The following is a 21598-nucleotide window of genomic DNA, read 5'->3' on the forward strand; positions in this document are numbered from 1 at the left end:
CCCGATGCGCACCGACTACTACAACGACCCCAACGCCCCGGCGCCCAACAGTGTCGTTCCGTCGGCCTCGGCCATCGTCACCGACGAACACGGTCGCATTCTGCTGATCAAACGCCGCGACAACACCCTGTGGGCGCTACCGGGCGGCGGCCACGACATCGGCGAAACTATCGCCGACACCGCCGTGCGGGAAGTCAAAGAGGAAACCGGGCTTGACGTCAAAGTCACGGGTCTGGTCGGTGTCTACACCAATCCCCGCCACGTGGTCGCGTTCACCGATGGCGAAGTCCGCCAGCAATTCTCGCTCCTGTTCACCACCACGGTGCTCGGCGGCACCCTTGCCATCGACCACGAAAGCACGGACATCGCCTGGACTGCACCCGACGAGATCCCTAACCTGGATATGCATCCGTCGATGAGGCTGCGCATCGAGCACTACCTGCAACACCGCGACGGCCCCTACCTCGGCTAACCGGCTGGGTTTATAGCCAGTCGCGTACTCGCCGGACGGCCGCCAACAATTCGTCGCGGCCCGCGTCGACCGCCCGGTGCACCGGGTCCTCGGATCCATAACGCGACAGCACGTCGCGTAACCGATCGCGCGGTGATATCGGCGCCCCGTCAGGTCCGGTCGTCAGATCGCAAAAAGTCAGCACATCAAGGAAATCGCTGGGCGGATCACTGAACGCGGATAAGCCTGACAAGCCCCGCTCGGCAGCCTCCGCGTGCGCTCCGGTATGAAAGGCCACCAAGGAGGCGGCCAGCTCCCCGAAGCCGGCCGCTCGCACGTACTCCGCTCCATCGAGCGGATGAAACCCGGTCCGGCGCAACGACGATGCGTAACCGATATCGTGCAGCCACGCCGCTGCGACCAGACAGTCCGCTGTCTGGGGATCGAAACGCCGACTCAACCGCTCGGCAGTCGCCGCGACGCCCCGGACATGCGCCAACCGCCGCGGCTGCTCAGCCAGCCGCGTCTCGGTCTCGCGCCGTGCACGCTGCGTCAGAACCCCGCTCACAGCCGCCAGCTTACGAGCCACAGCACCATGACGCAGCCCCCTCGCAGCTTATGACGTAGATCCTGGAGGCCAGGATCTGCGAGGAACGGCGGCTACCTGCAGGCTTCGCTACGCTCGCTCTGCTCCCGTACGCTGGCGCTCCCGTCCGCGCCGCTCCCTGCGCTTCGCCCTCCGTCCGCCGCCACGCACACATGCACCCACGACCGGCGCCGGAACTAAGTCGCAGGCCACCACAGCTCTGGCATCACGACGAAGCGCAGCTGCCCTCGCTCCTCGCCGCATCGAGACGCCGCGAGCGGCAGGCTGGACCAACAGCCGCCTGACCGTCGTTGACCTGCGATGTGAGAACTTTCTTTACTGGTATCAAGAACTAGAGTCCGATACGTTTGGCAATGATCTCATTCATGATTTCGTTGGTGCCGCCGCCTATTCCGAGAATCCGGCAGTCTCGGTAGTGTCTCTCGATCTCAGACTCACGCATGTAGCCCATCCCACCAAAGATCTGAACCGCCTCATTGACCACGTAGTCGCACGCATACACAGCGGTGTTCTTGGCCATCGACACCTCGGCAACGACATCCTCCCCCGCTAGCCACCTCTGCATGACCGCACGGGTATAGGTGCACGCCACGTCGACCTGTCGAGCCATCTCCGCGAGCTTATGGCGAATGACCTGGCGCCCCGTCAAGGGTCTACCGAACGTTTCACGCTCCCGCGCCCAACTCTTGGCGAGATCGAGAGCCCGACCCGCCGTCGCGTACGCCTGGACGGCGATGCCGAGCCGTTCAGCCTGAAATTGCTGCATGATCTGCAAAAACCCGCTGTTTGCTGCCCCCACCAGGTTCTCAGCCGGTACGCGAACGTCGACGAAAGACAACTCGGCGGTGTCGCTACATCGCCATCCCATCTTGTCCAACCGGCGGGACACTTCGAATCCAGGCGAATTCTTGTCGATCACGAGCAATGAAACTCCACCGTAACCCGGTCCGCCGGTGCGTACCGCCGTAGTAACGAAGTCCGCCCGAACTCCGCTGGTGATGAACGTCTTTGCTCCGTTGACCACGTAGGTGTCGCCGTCGCGCACTGCGCGTGTGCGCAAATTCGCGACATCTGAACCTGCCCCAGGCTCGGTAACGCCCAGCGAGCCGATCATCTTTCCTGCGAGCGTCGGACGGACATATCGTTCAATCAGGGCGTCGGAGCCATTGGCGGCAATGTGGGGAAGGGCAATGCCATGGGTGAACAAGGCGGCGCAGACGCCAGTGGACCCGCCTGCGGCCAGGATGGCCTCAGTGACCAGTGCAGAGTCAATCGCATTGCCGCCGCTGCCGCCGACTTCTTCCGGGAACCCGATTCCGAGAAGCCCCACCTCGGCAGCATTGAGATGCAGGTCGCGCGGAATCTCACCCACGTGCTCCCATTCCGCTAGCTTCGGCGCGATTTCACGTTCCACGAAAGACCGCGCCATTTGGCTCAGCGCTCGTCGCTCCGGCGTGGTCCACACCTCCGGGGCGATAGCGAAACGAGCAGCCCCATCCCCGCTTGCCGTGGTCGTGCCAGCGTCCGTCATCTCAGCCTCCAGAGAATTTGATAAATGATCTATGAGGTGTCTGATGCTTGCCGTCCTCACGACGGGAAAGAAGGACGCGACGCCAACCACCCAAGCGGCCCGGCCGCATGATCTGCAGCGACGCAAGGACATGAAGACCAGCAGTGGGCATGATGCTCTTCAGAACCGGACCAGCCCTCGGATGTTTTTTCCTGAACGCATATCCTCGTAGCCCTCATTGATTTGGTCGAGGGAGTATTCGCGGGTGACCAATTCATCGAGCTTCAACAACCCAGCGGAGTACAGCTCGACCAGTCGCGGAATATCGTGCGGCGCATTGGATGAGCCATACAAAGCGCCACGAATCTGCTTCTCGTAAAGCGTCATTTCAAGCAGTGATCCTGAGATCGATGAGTCGTCGGGGTGCCCGATGGCCGTGACCACGACGCGCCCGCGCTTTCCGACCAAGGCCAGCGCTTCCGCGGTGTAGGAGGCCTCAGCCACATCGGTGGTGAGGATGCAGACATCAGCCAGCTTGCCCAGCGTCATATCGCTGACCAGCGACCAAGCTTCATCCATCGAGGCCGCGGTGTGCGTCGCACCGAACCCGCTCGCTTGCTCTCGCTTGAACTTCACCGGATCGACCGCCACAATCGCCAGCGCTCCCGCGATTCGCGCGCCCTGAATCGCATTCATTCCGATTCCGCCCGCTCCCACTACCACGACGGTGTCCCCGGCGCGCACCTCCCCAGTCCGCACCGCAGATCCGTAACCGGTCGTGACGCCGCAACCGATCAAGGCTGCCCGATCCAGGGGGATTCCGCCGTCAATCTTGACCACGGACGCCTGCGGCACCACTGTGTACTCGGAAAACGTCCCGAGCAAACACATCTGCCCGACGTCCTCGCCTCGTGCGTGAAAGCGATAGGTGCCGTCGATCTGCGGTCCCATCATGAGCGCCGCTCCCAACTCACAGAGATTGCCCATGCCGCGCGCGCAGTACGAGCAGCGCCCACACGAGGGAAGGAAGGTCAAGATGACAGAATCACCTTCGGACAGTTCCTCAACCCCTTCGCCGCACTCCACGACTGTGCCAGCACCCTCATGACCCCCCACTACCGGCAATGGGATCGGGAGGTCGCCGGTCACCAGATGTTCGTCGGAATGGCACAAGCCGGTGGCCGCCAGCCGCACGAGGACCTCCCCGGGACCTGGCGGATCCAAATCGACTTCTTCGACCTCCCACTTCTGCTCCAAGCCCCACAAAACAGCCGCACGTGTCTTCATGTTGAAGTCCCTTCTATCGAATTACGCTTCTCGAGTAGTTATCCCGACCGCGCACGGTGGTCGCGCGAACTGTCCTGGATGATCTCCGGGCACATCGCCCAGAGGCCCGCGCCGCTCACCCGTGCCCGGGCGCGGTACCGCACCGACATCACACATTGAGCAGGTCGTGACGCTTGTCGGCCTCAAGGATTGCCCGGTATTCCGGAAAGAGGTTCTTTGCCTGCGGTATGAGCTTGATCAGTTTGGTGACAGGACCTTTCGCTCGTACAGTTCCTTTCGCCATCGCCATGGTCAAGTTCACCTTCCCCAACCAGAACCTGTTGCCGGTATCCGCGGACATGAACAATTCGACATTCGGTGTAACGCCACTGTCCGCGCCGGTCTCTACGACCTTCTCCGGCATATCCACGGTTAGTACCGCATCCGGATCGGTGTAGTGGATCCGTAACACCACCCCGGACCCGGCAAGTCTGTTCGCAAGGTCTTCGTTCTCCAAACCTCGTCGAAAGATGCCGGCGAGGTAGCGGTAAACCTCTTCCGCATCAGCGAAGACAGCCATCGTGATTCTCCCTTCTTATGACACAATTCAAAGCGCTCAAATAAATCTGCTGGGTCGCAACCAGTTCGGCTTGCTCCGAAGCAATCAGAACTCATAGGAGTAGATCTCCTGCCTCCCTCAGCGCCTCCGCGAGTCGACGTTCGGCTGTCGGCAATTGCGCAGCCACGGACGCGGCGCCGCTCGCTCTTCGGTGCGGATCTGCACCGCGGTCATAAGCGGCGTGCGCAACCGCGGTCCACAACTCAGATGCGGTCTTTGCAGCCTCCGCTGCTTTAAACGCAGGTTCGAAACTCAACTCTTCAGCGACGCGCCGACATCCACGTGCTTGCAGATCTCGGAACAGACCGCCTCCGGTTCCGGCTTTTTCGATGAAGGCGCTCAGCGCAAACAAGGCTCCGTCGAGGGTGTCGTCGTCAAAGATCTTCGGCCACCGCTTGAGATCCTCCACAAAAGTCGATACCCCTGGTAGCCCACGCACCTGAATTTCACAATCGGAGTCCTCGGTGATCGGCGCGCTCACACACGAACCCTGCATCGCGTCCGCGGACCTACGGAAGGCCGACCGGGCAGCATTGCCGAGATCTGGTGCCGCGCCGGGCCACTCGACTACGTAGGTGGTGTGCCGCGTGGGGACGGGAAATCCCGTCGATGCCCGCGCCTTCCGTAGATTCTCGTAAGGCACGGCTTGAGGTGTATCGCGATCGTTATCGACCACGAAGGCGAGTTCCTCGTCGTCGTCGTACCCTACGATCACGACATCGTGCCGGCTCATACTCAGACGCGTTCTCAGATAGGGCAATTCGGCGATGTCAGTCCACACCATGACCGGCGTACCGGCATCGATCTGTTCGGTCACCCATTTCCACCCGAGATCGGGGTCGTCTGTCGAACGACACTCGAAGCGCGCGCCCAACCGGGTCAAGTATTCGTCTTCGAGGTCCGCGCTGCGTCCAACGAGGTAGATCGGTGGACGTAGGTGGGCCGAGCGAACATACGAGAAGTCGAGGGCCCCGCCGAGAGCAAACACGATGCCTTCGTCCGGGGTGTCATCACCCCAACGGATCCCGGCCCATTCGGTCAAATCCCGAAGAGCCCCCGATCCGCAGTGGCCGCCCATGTCGTGGCGATACGGCACCACCATCGATGCCATCAGTCCTCCTCCTCTAGATGACTAACGTGCGGGCGGCAACTCCTCTGAGTCATAGGGAACGCGAGATGATTTCCTTCATCACCTCGTTCGTGCCGGCATAGATTTTTTGCACGCGCTGATCCACCCACAACCTCGAGATGGGGTACTCGGTCATGTAGCCATATCCGCCGTGAAGCTGCATACAGTCATCGAGTACCTTCATCGCTCGCTCAGTGGTCCACCACTTCGCCATGGCGACGGTCTGCACGTCGAGTTGACCCGCAAGGTGCAGGTCGATGCAGTAGTCGAGGAACACTCGTGCGATGCGCGTTTCTGTCGCGGCTTCAGCCAGCGTGAACTTAGTGTTCTGAAAGCCAAAGACAGGCCGACCGAACGCCTCCCGCTCACGGGTGTACTTGAGCGTCTGCTCCAGGGCAAGTTCCATCGCTGCGACAGCCCCCACCGCGACGATGAGTCGCTCTTGTGGCAGCTGCGTCATCAGCTGAATGAAGCCCTGTCCCTCAGACTGGCCCAGTAGATGCGAGCGCGGAACTCTCACTTCATCGAAGAACAACTCGGAGGTGTCCTGGCCGCGCTGGCCGATTTTGTCGAGAACCTTGCCGCGCCGGAATCCCGCCCGGTCAGCCTCGACAACGATCAAAGAGATGCCCGCAGCGCCCTGGCTCGGATCTGTCTTGGCAACAACGATGATGAGGTCGGCCTGTTGGCCGTTGGTGATGAAAGTCTTGGAGCCGGTGATCACGTACTCGTCACCGTCCAGGAGGGCTTTTGTCTTGACGCTCTGCAGATCGGACCCGGTCCCCGGTTCTGTCATGGCGATCGCCCCGATCATTTCACCGGACGCCATCTTGGGAAGCCACTGCGCGCGCAGCTCTTCAGTCGCGTACTGCAGGATGTAGTGGGCGACGATTCCGCTGTGCAGTCCCGCGCCCCATGAGCTGTCACCTATGCGGGCCTGCTCTTCAAGCACGACCGCTTCGTGCGCGAAAGTGCCACCGCCTCCGCCGTATTCCTCAGGTATAGACATGCAGAGCAGGCCCAGCTCGCCTGCTCGGTTCCACAGTTCTCGGTCGACGTGGTGCTGGTCTGCAAAGCGGTTCGCATGCGGCGCCAATTCGGCCGAGAAGAACTTCGCAGCGAGGTCACGAAGCTCGAGTAATTCGGCATTCATCCAGGGAGAGATTGGTGAGGACATGATTACCTTCCGACAGTTGGAATTTCAGGGATTTGACGTTATGACGTTTCGATTTCGATGAGGTATTCGCCGGCAGAGTGGCGCGCACGGATGGCCTTTTTGTCGTACTTTCCGACGCTCGTTCTCGGAATATCGGACACGAAGCTCCATCGCTCGGGAATCCACCATTTGGCGACTTTGTCCGCAAGGAACGATCGGAGTTGGTCAATGTCAACATCGGTTCCGGGGTGGACGACGACAAGCGCCAACGGCCTTTCCTGCCATTTATCGTCCGCGACGCCGACTACCGCCGCTTCGTACACGGCAGGGTGGCCGATCAGCGTGTTTTCCAGCTCCACCGAGGAGATCCATTCGCCACCTGACTTGATGACGTCTTTCGAGCGGTCGGTCAGTGTCAGATAGCCCTCGGCCTCGATCTTGCCCACATCACCGGTACGCAGCCATCCTTCGTCGAACTTCTCCGTATCGTTGTCTCCGAAATAGGACCCGGTGATCCAGGGACCGCGCGCCTGGATCTCCCCAACTGATTGCCCGTCCCACGGCACGTCTTTCCCGTCGTCGTCCCGCAACCGGATTTCGACACCGCAGATCGGCCGGCCCTGGGATGCGCGCAGCTCCCAGCGCCGCGTCGCGTCGGCTCTGTGAGGCGGACGTGCAACGGTCGCCAACGGAGAGGTTTCGGTCATACCCCAGGCCTGCACAATGGGCACGTCGTACTTCTCTTCGAATGCCCGCATCAACGAAAGCGGAACAGCAGACCCCCCGCACGCGACCAGCCGTAACGAAGAAATGTCCCGCTCAGGGTGCGAATCCAGATATCGGTCGACATCGTTCCAGATCGTCGGCACTGCACCGGCCAAGGTCGGTCTGGTGTCTTCGATGATCGACACCAACGGTTCGGCTTGGAGATACCGGTCAGGCAGTACCAGATCCGCACCGGACATCAACGCTGCGTAAATAAGCCCCCACGCATTGGCGTGAAACATTGGGACGATGGCCAGCAGACGGTCGGCCTCGCTGACTGACAAAGCGTTAGCTGTGCAGGCGGTCAGGGAGTGAAGGTACGTCGAACGGTGGCTGTAGACGACGCCTTTGGGATCTCCGGTGGTACCGCTCGTATAACACATGGCCGCGGCGGACAGCTCGTCGAGCTCAGGCCAGTCGAATGATTCTTCTTGGCCGGCAAGCACTTCCTCGTAACGCAGAACGGTCTTCCCGCATCCCTGTAGCGGGGCAAGGTCGCCCTCTCCGGTGACGATGACGGTGTGCACCGACGCCATCGCTGGGAGCGCGCGCGCCAACAACGGGGCAACCGAAGCGTCGACTAGGACGATCTGATCGCTCGCGTGGTTGGCGATGTACGCCAGTTGCTCTGGGGCCAAACGAATGTTGAGCGTGTGCAGGACCGCGCCCATGGAGGGAATCGCACAGTAGGCCTCCAGATGTTCCTGGTTGCTCCACTGGAAGGTGGCCACGCGTTGGTCTGCCGTGACGCCAAGACTGCGCAGCGCATTGGCAAGGCGAGCCACTCGCGCCAGCACAATGCGGTAAGGCGTTCTCCGATATCCATTTCCGGTCGGAGTGACGACCTCGCTGTCACCGTGTATGGCTGCCGCATGCTGGACGATCGCCGACACCGTGAGCGGAACATTTTGCATTGTGCTTTGCATCGTGTAGTGCCCTTTCAGGCGAAGAGGTCGGGACGGCTGTTCGGCTGATCGATGAATGTGCCGTAATGCGTTCTCAGTGCTTGCAGGATGTCTGCTAGGGGTAGATCGTCGTAGGCTCCCCGGTCGCGCAGATACTCCATGTGCTGGGTGCCGTCAGCGGTGAAACCATGGAGTAGCGCGTCGCTACGGCCGTCGAACTCGATCGGCGAGACACCGAAGCGTGCGCACAGCTCGCGATTGAACGCCGGGGTGGCCTTTACCCACGCACCGTTGAGGAACATGAGACTGTAGCCGTGGTAGACGAAAACGTCGCTACCACCCATCCGCTCGCGCAATGCCTTGGTCTGGAGGTGGTTTCGGACGTCGGCGAACCCCAGCCGCGCCGGGATTCCCGCCGCTCGGCACGCTGCAGTCAAGAGCACGGCCTTCGGGACGCAGTAGGCCCGTTCTGCGGTCGCGACGGTGCTGGCGCGATACGCGTGCGGGTTGTCGGTCACCGTGTAGGGGTCGTACCAAATGGAGTCACGGACCGCGGTGAAGATGGCGATGGCCTTCTCGGTGTCGCCGCAGGCATCACGGATCGTCGATGACACGAAGTCACGTACCGAATCTTGTTGCCAGTCAAGAAACTCCGTGGGTTCGAGGTAGGGCCTGTGGTCGACGGTCATCGGCGCTTCAACTGCAACGGAAGTCCGTCCACCGGAATGGGCAGGGAGGTGTTGTCCCATCGGACGTGATAGTTCTCCGGCACCGTCCAGGTGAGCGAACGCAGCATCCTGTGCAGGATTGCTTTGACCTCGAGCGTCCCGAATTGCATGCCGATGCACTTGTGCGCTCCACCTCCGAACGGAACCCAGGCGAATCGGTGGTGTTGGTCTTCGCGCCGAGGCTCGTCGAAACGTGAGGGATCGAACCGCCCCGGATCACTCCAGATCGTTCGATCGAAGTGATTTACGGCAGGCGTTATAGCGCATAACGTGTTCGAGGGGATGTGATATCCATCGATGGCGACATCTCGAACCGTCTTGCGCATCACCAGCGGAACAGGTGCAAGCAGTCTGAGCGCTTCCTTGATCACGAGGTCGATGACCGTCATCTTCTCCAGGGCCTCGATGTCCGGCAACCCGTCACCGATGGCCGCGGCTTCCGCAGCCGCAGCCTCCTGCCACTGCGGATACTTGGCAAGGAAATAGGTGACCGCTGTGGTGGTGATCGTCGAGGTGTCGTGGGCCGCCATCATCAAGAAGATCATGTGATTCACCACATCCTCGTCGGAAAACCGCTCCCCGTCTTCGGTCGTGGCTTGACAGAGAGCAGCGAACAGATCCTCCGTTTCACCGGCTCGCGCGGCCGGCAGATGCCGGAAGAAGTAGTCCTCCAAAACGCGCCGCCCTTGCACACCAGCGCGGAATCTGGTTCCCGGAAGCGGAGCACGCACAAGGGAACTCGCCGCCCGGACCGTAGCGACGAACGCCTTGTTGACAGCATCGCTCTCGTCCTTGCCGCGGCCGCCCATGAAGACGTCGGTAGCGATGTCGAGGGTGAGTTCCTTCAACAGTGGGTAGATTCGAACCGACGGGCCCACCGGCCACGCAGGCACTGCCGAGCGAACGCATGGCGTTACCTGTTCGACGTATCCGGTCAGGCGCGGACGCGTAAACGCCTCCTGCATGATGCGCCGGTGCATCAAGTGCTCGTCGAAGCTCATGAGCATCAAACCGCGATGGAAGAAGGCGTCGATCAGGAAGGACCAGCCATCCTGAGAGAATGCCTTCGCTTCGCTCGTGAACGCCTCTCGAGTGGCGTCAGGGCCGGCGATGACCACCATCTTGGTGCCGAACGCGCCCATCCACGACACCGAACCCAGACGGTCGTAGCGCTCTCGACTGAAATCCGAGCCGAATCGGATGTAGTCGAGCGTGTGACCTACGAAGGGCAGTCCGGCATCCCCCCGGACGGCTTTCAATCCACTGCCCGCGGGTGCCGGTGCCAGTTCACGAACCGGCCAGTCCCGGCTCCATCGACGCCATCTGTCGTCGACGGCGTGAGGCGCGGGGACCATGATCACAGAGGACAACCGCTCCTTCACGTGGTGCGCAGGTGCGAGAAGGTGATTCGTCATGGTTCCTCCTGGACGCTGGGCCGCTTTGACGGCGTCCACCAGTCTTTACAAAGATGCCATTGATGTCAATATCTAGACATTATTGGCCTAGCGGTTAAGTGCGCGTCTCGTGCCCTTAGTCGGCCAGGCTCGGTTCTGCAGGGTCTCCGACCTTTAGACGCCCGACGTTTCTCAAGACGTAATCGCCGCTGTGCGGCTTCCGGGTAAGGAGTCGATAAACCAAGGTAGGCCCCGGCCAGTTCGTCGGGATTTCCCCGCTCGAGGTTCGATACCAGCTCGCACACAGCGCCCACACCGACCTCCGTAGTCGCCTTCTCAAGCGCGTGTTGTAGCGTTGCGCGCTCTCCGCCCTGACATCGATCGCATGACCCGGATGAGCAGCCACGGCTTTGATGAGCGTTGCGATGTGACGGACTTGTGACTCGATCATGTAGAGGATCGACCCCGAGCCCACATTCGTGTTGGGACCATAAAGCAGGAACAGGTTCGGGAACATGGGGACAGTGATGCCCAGATATGCGTACGCCTGGGTCTTCCAACCCTCGGCCAAGGAGACTCCGCGAGAGCCGCGCACGGACATCGGGGCGAGAAAATCGGTGGCGCGAAACCCGGTTCCGTAGATCACGACATCTGCAGGACGAAACTTTCCATCCACGGTCTTGACACCGTTGTCGCAGAGCTCTGCGATAGCCTTCGGCACCAACGACACGCGATCACTCGCGATTGCTGGATAGTAATCATTCGAGAACAGCACTCGCTTGCACCCTGGCGCGTCCGAAGGCATCAATTGCTCGCGCAAAGATGGGCTAGCAACCTGCCGATGTAGGTGGCGGCGCGCGATCGCACCGAGGACGCGTGAGAGGGGCTTCGCGTCGACTAGCCTCGATTTTTCGCGCGGCTTGACCGGGGCGGGCTGACCCAGCTGGGGCGGGCTGGTGATGTTGATTGTGGCGTGTGGGTGTGACCGTTCGCCCGGTGTCGCTCGGTGGCGGGCTTTCCAGGGCCGGGATGGTCTTTCATGTGGTTGGGCCAGGGGGAAGCGGTTAGCCAAAGGCGGCGCGGATTTGGGTCCAGGCCGCGGCGATAGCGTGTGCCCAGCGCCAGCTGGCGTCGATACGCAGCCGGGTTTGTCGGGCGCTGCAGGTGATGCGGGCGGCCACATGCAGGACGCGGTAGCGGAATGTCGCTATTTCGCAGCGCGCTAACTCGGGGTGGTCGGTGAAGCCGATGAGTTTGGCCCAGGCGATCAGATCGGTTGCTGCCATGATGATTTCGAGCCAGGCGGAATTGGCGTCGAAGGCGTTGAACGGCAAGTTGCGCAGGCCGGTGGCTTTGGCTTGACGGATCCGGTCTTCGACGCGGGCGTGTTGGCGATGCCGCAGTTCCAGCCCGGCGAGCTGACCGAGCACCACACCGTCGGGGGTGTCGGTGAGAAAACCGGTAATGCGGTGTCCCTCGGAGTCGGTGAACCGCAGCTGCGCACCCGGATGCGGGCGTTCCTTACGCAGGATCAACCGGGTACCGCTCGGCCATTTGGACAAGTCCACCAGCTCGGTGGCTTCGGCGACCCAGGCGCCCTCTCGGATGCCGCCGCCGGAATCGATCGCTGGATACCAGCCATCGGCGCTGTGGAGCACCTCGACCGCGTCGCGGATCGGCGCGTCGATTGCTGCTCCCAGGGAAAACCCCACCCCTGATTTGCGGCAGACGGCCGCAAACCCGTAGGTGGCGCCGGCCGAGTCCGAGCGGATCAGCACCTTGGGGGCATCCGGATTGTCCGGGTCGGGGCGGTATTGCGCCGGCAGCGACGCCAACGCCTGCTCAAGCACGCTGATGTGATCGGCGGTGGTATTGCTTCCGGCGTTGCCCTTGCGTAACAGCCCGGCCAGCGCCTCCCCGGCGGCGATGTCGGGGCGGTCCAAAAACACCAGCAGCGGGTGAAACCCGAACGTCTTTTTCCAGGTCGCCGCGGCGTTTTCTTTGTGATCGGAATGATCGACGGTGATGGTCGCATCGACATCCAGATGCAGCCAACCATCACGGTCGGGGGCAGCACCGGCGGCCCAGGCCTGTTGGCGGGCATGGGCACGGGCGGCCCGGATCCGCGGTAGGTGAACGGCGTCGATGCGCTCATCGACCAACCGCCACAGCGTGGTTGTCGAGGCGACCTGACCGAACACGTGCTCACGATCCCCCCACAACTGGCCAACCCCATCGACACAATCAGCACCGTCGGCCACCGCGGCGGCCAGATCGGCGAACACATCCCCGGGCGCATGAATCCACGGCCCTTGGTAGGTGTCGGCCAACGCGGCTGTGACCTGCGAGGACAGCCCGGTCGAATCAGCGATCTCACGCAACATGCCCACCCCGGCGTGCGACACCACGCCATGGCCGTCCGCCGACACTTTGAACCGAGAAACCGCTGCGCTACCCTTCACCTAGAAAGTGCCCTCCCGCTCGGAATGATGGACCTTCAGCAGTCTTATTATCCCTTGCAGGACAGGCACTTTCGCTAAATCAGCAGCGTGTCACGCCAACTCGCGCGCAAAATCCAGGCTAGCGTCACAGCGAGCAACTCGAAAATTAGCCATACCGCGAAACGCTCGAGGCGCAGCGCCATCGGCAATAACTCGCTCACCCTGTCGTGAAGGACTCCATACCTGCTGTCCCACTTCGGCAAGATCCACGGAGCCGTGCGCTGATATAGCGTGACATGCTCCGCCTCCTGGGCGATGTGTGGCACGAATTGGATGGCACTAGCTCCTGTGCCGATGACGGCTACTTGCTTGCCGCGAAGCGAAACCGATCGGTCCCAACGCGCCGAATGAAAGCGCGGCCCCTGGAAGGTGTCTGCGTCGGCAATAACGGGTACGTGGGGCAAGGAGAGCTGACCCACGGCCGAGACGACGACATCGCAGGTTATTGTCTCGTTCGAGTTCGTAACCAGGGTCCAACGCCCTGGCTGGTCATCGAAGGTCATTGCGACAACTTCGGTCTGGGTACGCAGATGCGCGGCCAGTCCGCCACTCTCCACGAGTTGTTGGAGGTACTTGAGTATCTCGGGCTGCTCGGCATATCGCCGTGACCAACGAGGATTGGGCTTGTACGAGAGTGAGTACAACGCTGACGGCACGTCGCAGGCCGCTCCCGGATAGGTGTTGTCACGCCAAACACCCCCGATGTCTGCAGCCTTTTCCAGGATCGTGAAGTTCGTGAACCCGTCCTTCTTCAGCCGGTGGGCCATCGCAACCCCGGCGAAGCCGGCCCCGATGATCACGATCGACGGATCGTACGCGCGACAGGCCGTCGCGAAGTTGCTGCTCATGAGGCAGAGACGACTGACTTCACGCTGCGGCGGTCGAGGTGGTGTAGGTGTAGGAGCATTGCCTGTTCGGACACTTTCACCTGACTTCCGAGGCTTCAAGGAAGCGTCCCGCTCGATGAATCGCGTCTCGGGCTTCGGGAAGAATCCGGAACATAGCCTGGAATACATGGATCTGTCCCCGGTATACCTGGATGTCGACGTGGGATCCAGCTGATTGAAGTCGCTCGGCGAGACGGCGCGAGTCATCGATCAACATTTCTCTCCCGCCCACCTGAATGAGGATCGGCGGCATCGAGGTGAGGTCCGCGTCAAGCACGCTGAGGCGCGGATCTCCGCGATCTGCGCCACCTACGTAGAGGTCAAGAGCGCGCGCCGCTGATTGAGCGGAGGCAAAAGGATCCCGGCGGCGAAGTTCACGCGCTCTGGCAAGTTCGCACCTGAGATCCAGGACGGGAGACATCAGCAGCATCGCATCAGGGAGCGGCAATCCAACTGCACGAGCGCCCAAGGCCGTGGCCATCGTGAGCTGACCGCCCGCTGAATCGCCGGCAACCGCGACGGTGCGCTGACAAGAACCCGGGGACCCTCCGCTGGTAAGCCAGCGATACGCATTCAGCGCATCGTCCGCGGCTGCGGGATAGGGATACCGCGGGGCAAGACGATACTTCACTGCGAAGATGGGGCGCCCGCTCGCCGAGGCGAGTTCACCAAGAAGACCGCGGTGCGTCTCCGGCGAGCACATAGAATAGGCGCCGCCGTGGATGTACAGCAAAGGGTTGGCATGCGGATTAATGGCAGGCGTGGTGATCCAGTCCCCACGAACCGGGCCTCCGGCGAATACAGTGTCAACCTTGCGCACTGTGACGCCGCGCCGAGGCCGTGAGGCTACGAGCGCTGTTCGAAGCACGCGATCCATCACCGCAAGTCCGTAGGCGTTTGATGGCATCAGCTGCGCCAGTGGCCGCAGCGTGGTTCGCGAGGACATCGCGACGAGATGACTGGCAAGACTGGGCTGCCAGTCAGGGGCATCCATTCTGGTCACCGGGGACACACCTCTTCGGGCCGATTCTCGAATCGGTAGTCCGAGAGGCGAAAGGTGCGGCTCCGCCAATAGGTCTCCAGAGTCGTTGATGGACGGAGTGGAACGTCACCGTGCCTGTCGAAGTAGTAGCTGTTGGCACTGGAACAGCTCGGCTGCCAGAAAACCTGTCTGTGACGCCGCCTTAGCACTTCGGCGAAATAACGGTCGTTCGCCTCCTTCTTGACCTCCACCCAGTTAGCACCCAGCGCCCGCGCGCGACGAAGACACCGGACGATGTGCCGACTCTGCGCCTCGATGAGCGTGAAGTACGAGGAACCGTTGTAGCCGTACGGGCCGAAGATGTTGAAATGATTCGGAAATCCCGGGACGCTCACCCCTTCGAAGGCCTGCAGTCGATGCTCGCCCCACCATGTAGCCTGCTCCAGCCCGCCGCGTCCCTTCAATACGTAAGTAGGCATGTTGCCCGACTCCATCACTTTGAAGCCGGTGGCCAGGATCAAGACGTCAATGGGATGAGCTTTGCCGTCTCGAGTATGGACGGATGCATGGTCGATATGGGTTATGCCGCTCGTCTCGAGCGAAACGTTGGACCGGTTGTAGGTTGCGAGATAGGAATTGTGGAAGCTGGGTCGTTTACAGCCCAACGAGTAGCGCGGAATGAGTTGTTCTCTCGTCGTCGGGTCATGGACCTCACGCCGCATGTACCGCTTTGCGGCGCTCTCCATGACATCGGCGAACGGTATCACCGTATGAAAGTGAGCGGCGATTGGGAAAGTGATTTCCACGAACGCCTGGCTGGCGGTCCGGGTCGCCAATTGTGCCCCCGGCAGGAAATGTAGAAGCCTTCCACCCCACGTCGGTATGGGGAAGTCTGGCTTCGGCAGACAATAAATTGGAGTTCGCTGAAATACCGTCAGACTCTCTGCTTTCTTTGCGACTTCGGGTATCAGTTGCACCGCCGATGCACCGGTACCGATTACTGCAACCCTCTTCCCGCTGAGATCTTTGGCATTGTCCCATCTAGCCGTGTGGAGCGTAACGCCGGCGAAATCTCGCACCCCCTTGATTTCAGGCCACTTTGGCCGACTGAGAACGCCGGAGCAATTTATCACGAAGCGTGCCGTGAACTCCTCACCATTGGCACTGGTCAAATGCCACCGTGTTGCGTTCTCGTCGAAACAAGCCTCGGTAATGGTTGTGTTGAAACGAATATGGTCCCAGAGCCGATACTTTTCAACACATCGCTCGGCATAGGCTTTGAGCTCATTGCCGTGGGCGTACGTGCGCGACCAAGAGGGCCGCATTTCGTATGAGAATTGATAACTGAACGACGGTATATCGACAGCGATACCCGGGTAGGTGTTCCAGTGCCACGTACCACCTACGCCATCGGCGTCATCAACCATCAAGAAGTCGGTAAATCCCGCCTTCATCAAGCTAATGCCAGACCCGATGCCGGAAAATCCAGCTCCTATGATAATTATCTCGTAATTACGGTCGGACTTGCGATCCATTCCTGTATTTCACCGTTCTGACGGTCAGCCTTGCAAACTTGTATTCAGAGTGATTGCGTCAGCTCGACGTGTGTATCGTCGCGCCGGGTTATCACGTAATCATGAGGATCCAAGCGGGATAGTTCTCTCATAAACTGGGTCGCGAAACCTGGGTACATCGTGCCGTTGTAGCCGTCCTCGGTCAAATACCAACTGCTGCACCCCGAATTCCAAGTCGTTCGTCGAAGGCGGCGCTGAATTTCGGAGTGATAGCGGTCCTGACGATCCTCCCTCACATCCAAAGTGCCGATGTCATTTTGCTGAAGGAGCTTGATCGCCTTGACTATATAGTCAATTGCAGCCTCCATATATACGAGCGCCGAGTTGTGGCCTGGCCCCGAATTCGGTCCGAAAGTGAAGAATAAGTTCGGATACCCGGCCACGCTCACGCTCTTGAAGGCAAATGTCCCCTGAGACCATTCATCGCCGAGCTTCCGACCGCCGAGGCCGCTAATCGGGAACGGGGTGCCACGTTTGGCCACATCGAAGCCAGTGGCAAATACGATACAGTCCACTTCGTGCTCGACACCGTCGGCGGTCCGAACACCGTTGGGTGACAATGTGGCGATCGGCCAGCTGATCAGCTTGCAGTTATCCGCCTGTAGCGCAGGGTAATAATCACTGGTCATGAGCATGCGCTTGCATCCAGGCCTGAAATGGGGCGTCAACTGACGTCTCAACCAGGAGTCTTTCACCTGCCGACGGAGATGAGCCTTGGCCGCCAGCTGTATCGCGGACGTCGCGGCGGTGTTCCAGACCATACCCACTGCCATCACTTCGTGGGCCCAAAACCACGCGTCGCGGAGCGCTTGTTCGCTCACCGGCAGGTGTGTGAAGGTCGAACGCGCCCAGGCCGGATGCCTGAAGTTCACCCTGGGCAACACCCAGCCGGGCGTTCTCTGGAAGACTTTGACCGAGGCAGCCGACTTTACGAGCTCGGGAATGATCTGAACCGCGCTCGCGCCTGTCCCGATGACTGCAACCCTCTTACCGCCGAGATCGTAGCCATGGTCCCATCGAGCGCTGTGGATCTTTTTTCCACCGTACGAGTCAATACCCCGAATATCGGGAAAGCTGGCGTTGGCAAGTGGTCCACTGGCCATCACAACTGACCGGGTGTGATACCGCTTTCCATCTGCCGTGTCGGCCATCCAGATGCCGGCACTCTCATCGAATTCCAAGGCAGTCACGTCGGTATCAAACTGGATGAACCGGGCAAGATCGTACTTGGCGACCATATCGTCGATATATTCGAGGATCTCAGCGCTCCCCGAGTAGGTACGAGTCCAGCCCGGATTCGGCTCGAACGAGTAGGAGTAGAGAAGCGAGGGAATATCGCAGGCCGCACCGGGATAAGTATTGTCTCGCCAGGTGCCTCCGACGCGATCTGACCGTTCCAGGATGACCAAGTCATCCGTGCCCTCTTGAAGCAGTCTGATCGCCGCACCGATACCTGCGAACCCGGCGCCGACGATCAACGTCGTCGTGGTGCCTGTCATTTGGCAACCGGTTCGTAGGTCAGTTCGTCCGTCCAGGATGGCGGCCGACCGAAAATCTGAACAGGGAAAACATCGATCGCATTGCCAAGGCGCTGAGACACGAAGTGCAGAGGCTGGGACCGCTTGATGGACGACGACATGTGCGCCTTCAAGATGTGATAGCCGGGCACCCTCCGCGTATGCTCACTGCGATCGCCGACATTGGCATACCGCGTCACTGCGTTGTATAACTTCTCCTCGGACAGACCCATAGCGTTGAGATTCATCAACATGCGCGTCAGGAGCGGGATATACAGCAAAGCGCCGGTGAGAATTCGCGGGTCGACAAGAGCACCCGCAGTTTGAATGGCGTGGATTCGCATCGGGCTGGCGCCCAGGTCATTCAAGACCTGGAAGCCAACCGCGAGATGCCTTGATTCGTCGCTGTTGACCTTGTTGAACACCTCCCCGCACACAGGGTCGTCAACCTCATCGAGGAGAAACTTCAGCAGCGCTCCATCGAGCGCAGTCTCCAGTGCCGGAATCGCGGCCCCGATGACGGTCAGGGGCAGGGCTTCCGCATAACGGTCCAGCCATTCGATGACCAGCCGAATATTCTTGTTCGGGACCGGTTTCTCGCCTTCCTCGAGCATGCCCCAGCGACGCATCAAGGCAAGTTCGGCATTGGCGTGACGCTGCTCCTCGGCGTGAAAGTAACGGTAAATGTCTCCGAGCGCTTCGAATGGCGCCTTTGGAGCCATCGCGGCGAAGGCACGTGCTCCAACATGCTCAATCCACACCACGTCGGACATGAATTGCTTGAGTTTGGGACGCTGTTCATCGGTGATCAGTTCCGCGCCAGGGGCGTTCCAATCGATATCGGCAAGAGCCCATTGCTTGTTTTTGATTGTCTCGAGCATGTCACTGTATGCGAAAGCCATTTTCCCTGCTCCTCTACTCGGCTGAATCGTTCCATGAGGCCATGCGCTCCACGAGGCCCAGCGTGCGAGTAAAGGGGCCGGGTAGGGCTCTCTTGAGTTGCCACAAGACTTTGGCATCGAGTTGGGGTACTACATAAATTTGTCCGCGATCGTGCGCGTTCAACGTCGTTCGAGCAACGTGCTGTGGCGAAATGCCGGTCCATTTCATCAGGTTGGCCGCGAGTCTTGCAGCCGCCTCGTCGATTTGAGGATTGTTGACGATGTTCGTCTTCACGAAGGTGGGGCAAAGCACTGTGACGTTGATGTCAGTACCGCTCAGTTCGGCCGCCAATGTCTCCGACAGAGCGAGCACCCCGGCCTTGCTCACGTTGTAAGCCGCCATCCGAGGGGCCGAGCCAAAGCTCGCTGCCGACGCCACATTGATGACTCCGCCATGCCCATTGCTGCGGAGCCGAGGCACAAAAGTCTCGCAGCCGTAGATAACGCCCCAGAGGTTGACAGAAATCGCCGCGTTCCAGTCCTCGATCGACGTCGCGCCGATGCGGTTGCCGCCCGCACCGATTCCGGCGTTGTTGATGACGAGGCTCGCAGCCTTCTCGAACCAGTCTTCGCTCACATCAGCGAGGTTGCGGACCTGCTCAAGATCGGTGACATCGCATGCGATGTCGAAGCCCTCGCCGCCAGCCTGCCTCACCAACTCTGCCGACTCTTTTGCAGTGACGGGATCTTTGTCGGCGCACACCACGCGTCCACCTCGGCGCGCAAGCTCCACGGCGAATGCGCGGCCGATACCGCTTCCTGCGCCCGTGACGACTGCATCGGCGCGGTGCGTTCTGCCTGGTGCGCCGCCGAAGGGCAGCAATCTCATCCGTCTGCCTTTCGGGTCGCGACATGGACGTCTGCTGTGGGGAAACTCTCATCTGGGGGCACCAGCCACCATTGGTGTCGCATGCCACCAGTTTGGTGGTGGAACGAGCACCTTGTCAAGATGGAGAGGTGCGGTCGAGAAACAAGCGCTGGGGTGGTCGGACCGGGGCCGAGCGTCGTGCCGAGCGACGGCAGCAATTGATCGAGGCCGCAACCGAGATTTGGAGTGAGAGCGGTTGGGCCGCGGTCACTATGCGCGGCGTATGCGCCCGCACAGGGCTGAACGATCGATACTTCTACGAGGGCTTCAAGACGCGCGATGAGCTGCTCGTTGCTGCGTGGGATGGCGTCCGCAATGACATGCTCGGCGAGGTCGCCGCGCTCTTCAACGAGCGTGCGAATCGGCCGCCGATCGAAACCATCACCGCGGCGATCACCATCGTGGTCGACCGGATCGCACGCGATCCCGGCCGGGCACGCATCCTCCTCGCTCAGCATGTCGGTAGCTCACCGCTACAAGACCGCCGCGCCGTGGCGCTACAGGAAGCAACGCAGTTGGTCGTTGAGGCAAGCCGGCCACACCTCCGACAAGATGCCGACGAGATAGCCCTTCGCATGGACACCCTGATCGCTGTCGGGGGATTCGTCGAAGTCATCACCGCCTGGCACTCCGGTTTGCTTGCGGTGACCGAGAAAGAAGTGGTCGCGCACACCAGCAGACTTGCTGAAACCCTGGCTCAACGCTATGTCATCAGCGACTGATCGAGGCTCACAACAGGGCCAGCCAGCCCCGTGGCGATCGCTGCGAACCGCATTTGCGGGTCCGACCGCCACCTTCACCGGCCACCGAGCACCGAATCCGTGAGTCGACCGACGCGTCGCACCCTGTTCGGAAGGAGCGACGCAGGAACGGTGCTCCTGCGTCGCCGCACTTCCGCATCTTTGCTATCCCGACGAAGCGATAACTCGCTGTGAACCGTCTTGGTCGAACAGTTCTTTGCTCCAATGCTCCAGGACCGCGGCGCTGTCCCAATCATCAGGATGGAAACCCGGGCGATTGTAGGAACGGAAACGCCGCAGCGCATCGGCGGTGAACATCGGGGTGCGACTGAAGCGGTACAGACTGCGCACCAACGTGACCGGGTTATATGAGGCTTTGTCAGCGGCCATGGACAGGGCAGTCTGCAGAATGAGTTCGCCGAACAGAATTACTGAAGCGATCCGCATGCCGCGTACACGGGTGCGCTCGGTTCCTCCCACGAGCCGATAGACATCGAAGGCAACCGCTTTGTGCTCCGACTCCTCGAAGGCATGCCACAGCAGAATCGGTCGAACCTCTGTCTGTCCGATGAGCTTCTGGGCGTCTTCGCTGGTAAGAATGATTTCTGCCAGCGTAGCGGTGTAGTGCTCCAACGCGGAGGTCATGGACAGCCGCATTTCCGGCGAAAAGCGCCGTTCCAATCGCTTGATCAGGCGTGCGACATGACGGTCGATTCGCGCCGTCGGATACCCCATGACCTGGAGTCGCTCGTTGAGGAGACGATGCTGGTGTCGATGTGTGGCCTCTTGTCCGATGAAACCCTTGACCGCTGTATCCAATTGGGGATCGTCGATGGAGCTCTGGAAGTTCCTGACCGATCGGATGAAGAAATCCTCGCCTTCCGGGAACGTCGCAGAAAGCACCGAGATGAAATGGCTCATCACCAGGTCGCCATCCACGAAGTGTTGCCGCTTCGTGGAGGTCGGCATCGGAAAACGAACACGCCTGGGTTTTGGCAGCACGCGGGTCCTGGTCCGGGCTTGATCTTCCGACACTGGAGGTCCTTCCTCGAAGTTGG

General features: G+C 60.7%; 18 protein-coding genes and 2 pseudogenes. 2 read left to right on the plus strand and 18 right to left on the minus strand.

Annotated features, from left to right (window positions below):
• Window positions 1-4 precede the first annotated feature (4 nt).
• Complete coding sequence (locus tag ACJ512_RS16970; RefSeq protein ID WP_005086575.1) at window positions 5-472, plus strand: NUDIX hydrolase; 468 nt, start codon at window positions 5-7, stop codon at window positions 470-472.
• Window positions 473-482: 10 nt separating this feature from the next.
• Here ACJ512_RS16970 and ACJ512_RS16975 read toward each other — a convergent pair whose 3' ends face one another.
• From ACJ512_RS16975 to ACJ512_RS17055, 17 genes and pseudogenes are all read right to left on the minus strand, one after another.
• On the minus strand, window positions 483-1019 hold the full coding sequence (locus tag ACJ512_RS16975) for an HD domain-containing protein (RefSeq protein WP_005116484.1): 537 nt from the start codon (window positions 1017-1019) through the stop codon (window positions 483-485).
• Between the two features lie 370 nt (window positions 1020-1389).
• Window positions 1390-2589 (minus strand): acyl-CoA dehydrogenase family protein, encoded by a 1200-nt coding sequence (locus ACJ512_RS16980; protein WP_005086577.1) that lies wholly within the window; start codon window positions 2587-2589, stop codon window positions 1390-1392.
• Window positions 2590-2748: 159 nt separating this feature from the next.
• A complete protein-coding gene (locus ACJ512_RS16985; RefSeq protein ID WP_005086578.1) occupies window positions 2749-3855 on the minus strand; it encodes an NDMA-dependent alcohol dehydrogenase in 1107 nt (368 codons plus the stop codon).
• A gap of 148 nt (window positions 3856-4003) precedes the next feature.
• Window positions 4004-4414 (minus strand): SCP2 sterol-binding domain-containing protein, encoded by a 411-nt coding sequence (locus ACJ512_RS16990; protein WP_005086579.1) that lies wholly within the window; start codon window positions 4412-4414, stop codon window positions 4004-4006.
• Window positions 4415-4505: 91 nt separating this feature from the next.
• Window positions 4506-5564 carry a BtrH N-terminal domain-containing protein gene (locus tag ACJ512_RS16995; RefSeq protein WP_005086581.1) on the minus strand — a complete coding sequence of 353 codons (1059 nt, stop codon included), beginning with the start codon at window positions 5562-5564 and terminating at the stop codon, window positions 4506-4508.
• Between the two features lie 49 nt (window positions 5565-5613).
• On the minus strand, window positions 5614-6759 hold the full coding sequence (locus tag ACJ512_RS17000; protein ID WP_005086582.1) for an acyl-CoA dehydrogenase family protein: 1146 nt from the start codon (window positions 6757-6759) through the stop codon (window positions 5614-5616).
• Window positions 6760-6797: 38 nt separating this feature from the next.
• Window positions 6798-8417, minus strand: a complete 1620-nt coding sequence (locus tag ACJ512_RS17005; RefSeq protein WP_005118169.1) for a fatty acid--CoA ligase — start codon at window positions 8415-8417, stop codon at window positions 6798-6800.
• 26 nt (window positions 8418-8443) lie between these two features.
• Window positions 8444-9097: a transglutaminase-like domain-containing protein gene (locus tag ACJ512_RS17010; protein WP_005086585.1), complete on the minus strand. Its 654-nt coding sequence runs from the start codon at window positions 9095-9097 to the stop codon at window positions 8444-8446.
• Window positions 9094-10551, minus strand: coding sequence for a cytochrome P450 (locus ACJ512_RS17015; RefSeq protein ID WP_005086587.1), 1458 nt, complete (start codon window positions 10549-10551; stop codon window positions 9094-9096). Before ACJ512_RS17015 ends, ACJ512_RS17010 begins: the two co-directional genes overlap by 4 nt.
• Before the next feature lie 115 nt (window positions 10552-10666).
• Window positions 10667-11431 (minus strand): annotated as a pseudogene (locus tag ACJ512_RS17020) (flavin-containing monooxygenase); the annotation flags it as partial.
• 163 nt (window positions 11432-11594) lie between these two features.
• Entirely contained in the window at window positions 11595-12992 is a 1398-nt protein-coding gene (locus ACJ512_RS17025; RefSeq protein ID WP_407689789.1) for an IS1380 family transposase, read from the minus strand.
• Window positions 12993-13111: 119 nt separating this feature from the next.
• Window positions 13112-13879 (minus strand): annotated as a pseudogene (locus ACJ512_RS17030) (flavin-containing monooxygenase); the annotation flags it as partial.
• Window positions 13880-13955: 76 nt separating this feature from the next.
• Window positions 13956-14921, minus strand: a complete 966-nt coding sequence (locus tag ACJ512_RS17035; protein WP_016895701.1) for an alpha/beta hydrolase — start codon at window positions 14919-14921, stop codon at window positions 13956-13958.
• On the minus strand, window positions 14918-16435 hold the full coding sequence (locus ACJ512_RS17040) for a flavin-containing monooxygenase (RefSeq protein ID WP_005086591.1): 1518 nt from the start codon (window positions 16433-16435) through the stop codon (window positions 14918-14920). The genes ACJ512_RS17035 and ACJ512_RS17040 overlap by 4 nt, the downstream gene beginning before the upstream one ends.
• Window positions 16436-16479: 44 nt before the next feature.
• Window positions 16480-17973 carry a flavin-containing monooxygenase gene (locus ACJ512_RS17045; protein ID WP_005086592.1) on the minus strand — a complete coding sequence of 498 codons (1494 nt, stop codon included), beginning with the start codon at window positions 17971-17973 and terminating at the stop codon, window positions 16480-16482.
• A complete protein-coding gene (locus tag ACJ512_RS17050; RefSeq protein ID WP_005086594.1) occupies window positions 17970-18893 on the minus strand; it encodes a hypothetical protein in 924 nt (307 codons plus the stop codon). The genes ACJ512_RS17045 and ACJ512_RS17050 overlap by 4 nt, the downstream gene beginning before the upstream one ends.
• A 13-nt stretch (window positions 18894-18906) precedes the next feature.
• The gene (locus tag ACJ512_RS17055) at window positions 18907-19761 is read right to left on the minus strand and encodes an SDR family NAD(P)-dependent oxidoreductase (protein ID WP_005086595.1); all 855 of its coding nucleotides are present in this window, start codon (window positions 19759-19761) and stop codon (window positions 18907-18909) included.
• Window positions 19762-19889: 128 nt separating this feature from the next.
• On the opposite strand from ACJ512_RS17055, the gene ACJ512_RS17060 reads away from it, so the two are divergent.
• Window positions 19890-20522, plus strand: a complete 633-nt coding sequence (locus tag ACJ512_RS17060; protein ID WP_005086596.1) for a TetR/AcrR family transcriptional regulator — start codon at window positions 19890-19892, stop codon at window positions 20520-20522.
• 183 nt (window positions 20523-20705) lie between these two features.
• Here the strand turns inward: ACJ512_RS17060 and ACJ512_RS17065 are convergent, their stop codons facing one another.
• Window positions 20706-21575: a metal-dependent hydrolase gene (locus ACJ512_RS17065; protein ID WP_005086597.1), complete on the minus strand. Its 870-nt coding sequence runs from the start codon at window positions 21573-21575 to the stop codon at window positions 20706-20708.
• Window positions 21576-21598: the final 23 nt, after the last annotated feature.

The sequence above is a fragment of the Mycobacterium cajalii genome (assembly GCF_045809005.2).
Taxonomy (GTDB): domain Bacteria; phylum Actinomycetota; class Actinomycetes; order Mycobacteriales; family Mycobacteriaceae; genus Mycobacterium.